At 72.8% G+C, this 6,497-nt stretch carries 5 protein-coding genes and 1 pseudogene; all 6 read left to right on the top strand.

Going from position 1 to position 6,497, the window contains the following annotated elements; all coding sequences use genetic code 11:
* Window positions 1-479 precede the first annotated feature (479 nt).
* Complete coding sequence (locus ADY59_RS46035) at window positions 480-1,523, top strand: sigma-70 family RNA polymerase sigma factor (protein ID WP_231619220.1); 1,044 nt, start codon at window positions 480-482, stop codon at window positions 1,521-1,523.
* Window positions 1,523-1,915 carry a hypothetical protein gene (locus tag ADY59_RS46030; protein WP_049577287.1) on the top strand — a complete coding sequence of 131 codons (393 nt, stop codon included), beginning with the start codon at window positions 1,523-1,525 and terminating at the stop codon, window positions 1,913-1,915. The genes ADY59_RS46035 and ADY59_RS46030 overlap by 1 nt, the downstream gene beginning before the upstream one ends.
* Window positions 1,912-3,525, top strand: coding sequence for an MFS transporter (locus ADY59_RS46025; protein WP_049577291.1), 1,614 nt, complete (start codon window positions 1,912-1,914; stop codon window positions 3,523-3,525). The genes ADY59_RS46030 and ADY59_RS46025 overlap by 4 nt, the downstream gene beginning before the upstream one ends.
* 211 nt (window positions 3,526-3,736) lie before the next feature.
* On the top strand, window positions 3,737-4,462 hold the full coding sequence (locus ADY59_RS46015) for an alpha/beta hydrolase (RefSeq protein WP_049577282.1): 726 nt from the start codon (window positions 3,737-3,739) through the stop codon (window positions 4,460-4,462).
* Window positions 4,463-4,933: 471 nt separating this feature from the next.
* A complete protein-coding gene (locus ADY59_RS46010) occupies window positions 4,934-5,899 on the top strand; it encodes an alpha/beta hydrolase (protein WP_053175815.1) in 966 nt (321 codons plus the stop codon).
* A 40-nt stretch (window positions 5,900-5,939) separates the two neighbouring features.
* Window positions 5,940-6,497, top strand: a pseudogene (locus ADY59_RS46005) (helix-turn-helix domain-containing protein); the annotation flags it as partial.

The raw sequence follows: 6,497 nt of genomic DNA, 5'->3' as shown, positions 1-6,497 counted from the left end.
CAGATGGGAATAAGAGACAGCCGCAGTGCCGCAAGCGGCGGCCAGCAGGGCGAGCATCGCCATCGCCCCGGCCGCGCTTCGCAGGTTGCTCATGCCGGCCACCCTAAAAGCGCATCGCCGTGTCACTTCTTACGGAGCGATGACGACCACGGCAGCGCCCGCCACCAGCCACTTGGCGGCCGTGTTGGACGGCGGAGACCGGGCGTTCCCGGCCGGCCGGGGTGTTGGGGCTGCCGGTGAAGTCGGCGCGTCGATCTGCGACGTGTCCTGCAGGCGTGGCTCAGACGGCGAGGGGCCCGGCCACGCTGACCGGCGGCGCGCGCGTACCCGGGTGCGTCTTGCGATCGATGCCGATGACGGCCAGCTGCAGAGTGCTCGCGGGCCTCGGTGAAGGTGCGCAGTCCGGGCGAACGATGAGTTGTCGCCCCCGCGACCGTCTAACAGTTGTGGACTGTCAGCAGGAGGGCGGAGGACCCATCGTGCACACGGGCGGAACCAAGCCGGGCCGGGTGGCGGGCGACGCGGCCGTCGCCGTGGAAGCGGGGGACGAGGCGGCGTTCACCCGGGCCGTCGAGGCGCATCGCCGGGAGCTGCAGGTGCACTGCTACCGAATGCTCGGCTCGTTCGAGGACTCCGAGGACCTCGTGCAGGAGACGTTCCTGCGCGCGTGGCGCAAGCGCGAGAGCTTTCAGGGCCGCTCCACGTTCCGGGCCTGGCTGTACCGCATCGCGACGAACGCGTGCCTGGACTTCCTCGACAGCCACCCGCGCCATCCCCGCAACCCCGAACCCGCGCACGTGGCCCGGCCGATCGGCGCCGCGCTGCCCCAGGCGGAGATCCCCTGGTTGCAGCCGTACCCGGACCGGCTGCTGGACCTGGTGGCCCCGGTCGACGCCGAGCCGGACTCCGAGGTGGTCGCGAGGGAGACCATCGAGCTGGCGTATCTGGCCGCCATCCAGCACCTGCCACCTCGCCAGCGGGCCGTGCTGATCCTGCGCGACGTGCTCGGCTGGCCCGCGAGCGAGACCGCGGCGCTGCTTGAGAGCAGTGTGGCCTCGGTGAACAGCGCGCTCCAGCGGGCGAGGGCGACGCTGAAGCAGCACCTGCCGGAGCGCAGGCTGGAGTGGGCGCCGACCAGCGACCCGAGCGAGGAGGAACGCGCGGTGCTGCACCGCTACATGGACGCCACCGAGCGCGCCGACCTGAACGGGCTCGCCGCCCTCCTGCGCGAGGACGCGCGGTTCACGATGCCGCCGGAGCCCGCCTGGTTCGAGGGCCGGGAGGCGATCATCGCGACCTGGGCGCCCAGCCTCGTCGGGCCCGACGCCCTGGGCAGCCTGAAGCACCTGGTCACCTCGGCCAACAGGCAGCCTGCGGTCGCGGCCTACGTCCGGGCGGGCGGCGGCGGGGACTACGTGCCGCTGGGCCTGGACGTACTCCGCATCGAGGCTGGAGCGGTGGTGGAGGTCACGTCATTCGCTCCACGGTTGTTCCCCGCGTTCGGTCTGCCCCCGACACTCTGATGGGCGACGAGGGGGAACCGATCTCCTTCCTAGGCCGGAGGCTGCCGGCCGCATTCGAGCTCCACGTCGTCGTGGTGGCTCCCGGCGGCGTGCACGCCTACGACAGTGCCGAGTGGCGTGACGCCATCGTGCTCGTGGAGCACGGCGTGATCGAACTGGTGTACTCCGCCGGCGGCGGCCGGGTCTGCGAGACCGGTGACGTTCTGTGGTTGGACGGCCTGCCGGTGCGCGCCCTGCGCAACACGCGGGACGAGCCGGTGGTGCTGGTCGCGGTCTCCCGCCGGGACCCCGATCGCCCACGGCGACCGATCAGTTTTCCGCCGACCTCCCGTCACAACAGGTGCGGCCCCGGGCGTGGGGCCGCCCCGACGACGAGAGGACCGAGACCATGACATCCGCCGAGGCACCGCCCCGCGCCGGCAGGAGGGAGTGGATCGGGCTGGCGGTGCTGGCCCTGCCCACCCTCCTCCTGTCCGTCGACCTGAGCGTGCTGAACCTGGCGCTGCCACAGCTGAGCGCCGACCTGAGCGCCGGCAGCGTCGAGCAGCTGTGGATCATCGACATCTACGGCTTCATGATCGCCGGATTCCTCATCACCATGGGCACGCTCGGTGACCGCATCGGCCGCCGCAAGGTGCTGATGGCCGGCGCCGTCGCCTTCGGCCTCGCGTCGGTGATGGCCGCCTTCTCGACCAGTACGGAGATGCTGATCGCGTCCCGGGCGCTGATGGGCATCGCCGGCGCCACTCTGAGCCCGTCGACGCTGGCACTGATCAGCAACATGTTCCGCGACCCCAGGCAGATGGGGACCGCCATCGGCATCTGGGTCAGCTGCTTCATGGGCGGCATGGCACTCGGCCCGGTCGTCGGCGGCGTCATGCTGGAGTTCTTCTGGTGGGGTTCGGTGTTCCTGCTGGCGGTGCCGGTGATGGGGCTGCTGCTCGTGCTGGGCCCGATGTTCCTGCCCGAGTTCAAGAACCCGGAGGCGGGCAAGCTCGACCCGCTCAGCGTGGCGCTGTCCCTGGGCGTCATCCTGCCGGTCGTGTACGGCATCAAGGAACTCGCCAAGGACGGCTGGGGCGGGGTGCCGGTCGGCGCCGTCGTTGCCGGCCTGGTGCTCGGCGTGGTGTTCGTGATCCGGCAGCGGAGCCTGGCCGAACCGCTGATGGACCTGCGCCTGTTCGCCGGCAAGTCCTTCACCGGCGCCCTGGTCGTCATGCTGTTCGGCGCCGCGATCGGCGGCGGCACCATCCTTGTGGTCAACCTGTACCTTCAGACGGTGGCGGGGCTCTCGCCGTTGCAGGCGGGTCTGCTGATGGTGCCCTCCGGCTTCGCGATGGTCATCGCCGCCATGACGGCGCCGGCGTTCGCGCGGCGGTTCCGGCCGGCCAACGTCATCGCGGTGGGACTCATCGTCGCCGCCCTCGGCTACCTCATGCTCACGCAGGCAGGCAACTTGGGCGGCCTGGTGATCGTCGTGGTCGGCGTGTCCATCGCCAGCGCGGGCTCCGGGCCGCAGGCGGCGTTGACCACCAACCTCGTCCTGGGCTCTGCGCCGCCGAGGAAGGCGGGATCGGCCGCGTCGATGTCGGAGACCAGCGGCGAACTCGGCATGGCGCTCGGCGCCGCGGTCATGGGCAGCATCGCCACCGCCGTCTACGGCGCCCAGTTCGCCGGCACGGTCAGCGCGGCCACTCCCGCCGAGGTGTCCGAGGCCGCTCAGCGGGGCGTCGTCGGCGCGGCGGAGGTCGCCGGCCGGCTTCCCGCCGACCAGGCCGCCGTGCTGCTGACGCACGCCCGCGACGCGTTCACCAGCGGGCTGAACGTCGTCGCCGTCGTCAGCGCGGCCCTCCTCACCGGTCTCGCGCTCCTCGCGGTCACCACGCTGCGGCACGTTCCACCGACCGGCGCGGTCGAGGTCGCCGCCGAGGAGCCCGTTGACGAGGATGCCGCCGTTCCCCAGGACACCGAGGCGCCCGAAGGGGCCGGCCGCGCGACGTGACGACCCGGCCGCATCGTGCCGGAGCAGGGAGCGACGTCTCCGCTGCGCCCCGATGGGACCCGGACCGGATCGACAACGAGGGCCCGGACAGAACGCTGATGCCCCCTCCCGATGTCGTCGCGCGGGACGAAATCACTACGTACAACTACCTCGACCTCATGCCGCTGGGCAGGAGGCCGAACTGACCCACCACCCCGGAGGTCCTCCGACCATGGCCACCTATGTCCTGATCCATGCCGCCGCGGTCGATTCCTGGTGCTGGCACCTGCTGGAAGCCGAACTTCGCGCGCGCGGACACGACGTGGTGGCGGTCGACCTGCCTTCGGACGACGACTCCGCCGGGCTGGCGGAGTACGCTGACACCGTCGTCGACGCCGTGGGCGACCGCGGTGACGTCGTCGTGGTCGCGCACTCGTTCGGCGGCTTCACCGCGCCGCTCGTGTGCGAACGACTCGCGGCCGACCTGCTCGTCATGCTCCAGGCCCAGATCCCGTTGCCGGGCGAGACGCCGGGCGACTGGTGGGGCAGCACCGGTTATGCCGAGGCCAGGAGCGAAGCAGACGAGCGGAACGGCCTGAGCCCCGAAGCGGCCGACGACCCGATGGTCGTCGTGCTGCACGACACGCCACACGCAATCGCGACCGAGTTCCTCACCAAGCAGCGCGACCAGTCGGGCACCCCGTTCGCGCTGCCGTGGCCGCTGAAGGCGTGGCCGGACGTGCCCACCAAGGTCCTGCTGGCACGCGACGACCGCTTCTTCCCGTTGGAGTTCATGCGCCGCGTCACCCGCGACCGGCTGGGCGTCGAGCCGGACGTGATGCCCGGCGACCACTGCCCGATGCTCGGCCGCGCCAACGAGGTGGCCGACCGCTTGGAGGAGTACCGCCTAGACTGCGCCGGCGCGGGACGCTGCTCCGCCGTCCGTCGCGGGCGGTGAGGCTTCCGTTTCGTCCTTGGCTGCCCCTCAGCCGGCCGCTGTTGACGAGCACCCTCTGGCAGGGAGGGGGCGGGTTTCCAGGGGCCGGTGCGGTGATGGACCAGCGCTCAGGGGCGCGCCAGGCCCCGTCGATGTAGAGGCAGGCGGGCGACAACCTTCGTACCGGAAGCCCAGCCGGTGGAGCCGCAGGCCGGTGAAGGCGTGCCGGAGGGTGACGGTGAGGCCGTCGGTCATGTAGCCCTGCCCGGCGGACGGGGCGAAGGCCGCATGACCGAGGGACGCACCCTGGAGGCGGCCGCGCCGGTCTCCCGGACGCGTTCTGGTGATCCTGGTGGGTGACCGCTGGGCAGCGGGGAGCGACGGCCCCGCCAAGTGGCGGGAAAGTCCCTCCACGTGACGCTCGCCCGCCGGGCCGCGCGTGACGCACGATGGCACGACAGCCGTAAAGCCATCGAAAGTTCGGAGACTTCTGTGACCACACTCCCAGTGCCGTTCGATCCGGAGCTGGCCGCGGCGCTGGCCGTGCTGACCCAGTACGTGCAGCCGACGATCACTCTGGAGACGCTGGACGCCCTGCGCGACGCCCGGACGGTCCTGCCGGCGGCGACCAACGAGGAGCTGGCCCGCGACGGCGCGCTCACCATCAGCGAGCACGTGGCGCCCGGCCCGGACGGTGACGTACCGCTGCTGGTGTGCCGTCCGTCCGGCGCGGCCACGCCGCTGCCCGTGGTCTACTACATGCACGGCGGCGGCATGATGTTCGGCGACGCCCGCGCCGGGATCGACGAGCTGCTCGACTTCGCGCTGGAACTTGGCCTGGTGCTGGTGTCGGTGGACTACCGGCTCGCGCCCGAGCATCCGCATCCCGCGCCGGTGGAGGACTGCTACGCGGGCCTGGTGTGGACCGCCGAGCACGCCGCCGAACTGGGCGCCGACGCCGCGCGCCTGCTCGTGGCGGGGAGCAGCGCGGGCGGCGGGCTGGCGGCGGCGCTGGCCCTGATGGCCCGCGACCGGGGCGGGCCCGCGCTGGTGGGGCAGCTGCTGATGTGCTCGATGCTGGACGACCGCAACGACACGACGTCAGCGGTGCAGATGGCGGGCCTGGGCGTGTGGGACCGCACCTCGAACGAGACCGGCTGGACGGCCCTGCTCGGCGAGGCGCGCGGCGGGCCCGACGTGTCCCCGTACGCGGCTCCGGCCCGGGCCACGGACCTGTCCGGGCTGCCGCCGGCGTTCATCGACGTCGGGTCCGCCGAGACGTTCCGGGACGAGGACGTGGCCTACGCCTCGCGCCTGTGGCAGGCGGGCGGGCAGGCGGAGCTGCACGTATGGCCGGGCGGGTTCCACGGGTTCGACCTGATGGCGCCGCAGGCGGTGCTGTCACAGGAGGCGAGGGAGGCGCGGCTGCGCTGGCTGCGGCGGCTGCTGGCGGGCTGACCTCTGTCGCGGTGGCCTGGCGCTGGGGCAGGATGGCCGGATGAAGGACCTCGTCGGGCGGCTGTCGGCGCTCGATCCGGACGCCGGCGCCGCCGTCCGCGCCATCGCCTACTTCGACCGGCTCGCCGAGTCGCGGGCCGGGCTGGAGGCGATCGTCCGGGGCGCCGCGGTGCTCGCGGGCTGCCCGGCCCGGCTGGTCGACGTGGCACGGCGGGTCCGGGTCCGGGTGCTGCCGGACGGCCGTCGTGACGACCTCGACGACACCCCCGATCCGGCTTGGCCCTTCGGGCCGCTGACGTCGTCCGCCGGTGATCCGCCGGCCGGGGTGTGGCTGGAGTGCGCCGGACCGCCGGGCCCGGTGGGGGCGGTGGTGCTGGAGCGAGCCGCGGCCGCCGCCCGTGACGTGCTGGACCGGACGCGCGGACGGGGGCCGGCGCCGTCGCCGCGTGACGATCCGGCGTTGACGGAGCTGCTGCTGGACGCGTCGGCGCCGCGCGAGGTCCGCTCGCACGCCGCGCGGGAGCTGCGGCTGGAGGGAGCCCTGGTCCGCGCCGTCGCGCTGCCGGGCAGCGGCCCCCGGATCGAGCGCGTCCCCGCC

This window comes from Nonomuraea sp. SBT364 (assembly GCF_001083785.1).
GTDB lineage: Bacteria > Actinomycetota > Actinomycetes > Streptosporangiales > Streptosporangiaceae > Nonomuraea.
Note: the sequence above shows the minus strand (reverse complement) of the source record. Positions and strands in the feature narration are given on the sequence as shown.

Coding starts and splice junctions, on each gene's coding strand:
- ADY59_RS46030 (WP_049577287.1), top strand. CDS start 1,523: ATGGGCGACGAGGGGGAACCGATCTCCTTCCTAGGCCGGAGGCTGCCG.
- ADY59_RS46025 (WP_049577291.1), top strand. CDS start 1,912: ATGACATCCGCCGAGGCACCGCCCCGCGCCGGCAGGAGGGAGTGGATC.
- ADY59_RS46015 (WP_049577282.1), top strand. CDS start 3,737: ATGGCCACCTATGTCCTGATCCATGCCGCCGCGGTCGATTCCTGGTGC.